Genomic DNA, 1254 nt, shown 5'->3' on the forward strand with positions numbered 1-1254 from the left:
TGGTTGGGCCCCCGTTAGCAGTCCAGCGTCTATGCGATAGCTAATTGGTTTTCTGCGGTCCAGCGTTTCCAGTATCGGTTCGGTGTCATTCCGTCGAGGGATCCGTGGGGCCGTTCATGATTGTAGATGTCTTTCCATTCCCCGGCCAGATACTTTGCTTCGGCCATGGTGTCCATGATCTCGCCGGTGAGTTGTTCCCTTCTGAACTGGGCATTGAATGACTCGGCGAACCCGTTCTGCCACGGCGATCCCGGGTCGATGAACGCGGTCTCCACCCCGGCGGTGGAGCACCAGTCGATCAGCGCGGCCGCGGTAAATTCCGGCCCGTTATCCGAGCGGACATAGGTGGGCACCACACCGGTCTCGGCGATAATGTTCTCCAGCACGGCGACCACATCCGTGGCGGTGAACGACCGGCGCGGGATGACCGCCAAAGCGGTGCGGGTGTATTCATCAATCACGTTGAAGAACCGGATGTGCCGCCCGCAGGAGGTGACATCGGATTGGAAGTCGAAGCTGACCACATGCATCGGATACTCGGCCCTCAACCGTTTCTGCTCCCCGGCGCCGGGGCCGGTCCTGCGCTTCTTCCTCGCCTTGGGCTTACAGGTCAGCCCTTCAAGGCGCCAGAGCCGGCGGACGCGCTTCTTATTTAGCGCCGCACCATCCCAGGCCGGCTGGGCCAGCAGGTGCCAGCGGGCTTTGCGCCAACCCCACACCGGGTGCTTCTTCGCCACCGCGCGTAGATCGGCGCGCAGGTGCTGCTCCTCGAAGCTGACCTCCGGGCGGCCTTTGCGCAGGGCGGACCGGTTCTGCCCCAGCACTTTGCAGGCGAACCTTTCGGACGCCCCGAACTTCTCCTGCGCCATGCGAACCGCACGGCGGCGGGGTTCGGGGCTCAGAATTTTCCCCGCGCCACCTCGCTCAAAATGTCATTGGCGAGGACTTGATCGGCTAACAGCTTCTTAAGCCTGGCGTTTTCCTTCTCCAGCTCTTTCGTGCGTTTGGTGGACTCGGCCTTCTCGCTGCCGTATTGATTCAGCCACCGGTACCAGGTCGCCTCAGTAACCTGCAGCTCCTTGATGACCTCGATCATCGGTCGGCCGTCGTTGAGCATCTTCTGGCCCTGACGGACCTTCGCGATGACCTGATCAGGGGTATGTCTACGTGCCATAACTAGTGAATCTCCTCCTGCATCCATTATCGGATGCGAAACTCACACAGACACCGGACTCCTACCCGGGGACCCGACCA

The 1254-nt window shown here is 61.3% G+C and carries 1 protein-coding gene; it reads right to left on the minus strand.

Annotation, left to right across the window (positions count from 1 at the left end; genetic code table 11):
- Window positions 1-29: 29 nt before the first annotated feature.
- A protein-coding gene (locus IWX63_RS16655) for an IS3 family transposase (protein ID WP_199279260.1) occupies window positions 30-1174 on the minus strand; the annotation gives its coding sequence in 2 pieces (ribosomal slippage) (window positions 30-913 and window positions 913-1174; 1146 coding nt in all).
- Window positions 1175-1254 lie beyond the last annotated feature (80 nt).

Source organism: Arthrobacter sp. CAN_A2, assembly GCF_015752045.1.
GTDB lineage: Bacteria > Actinomycetota > Actinomycetes > Actinomycetales > Micrococcaceae > Arthrobacter_D.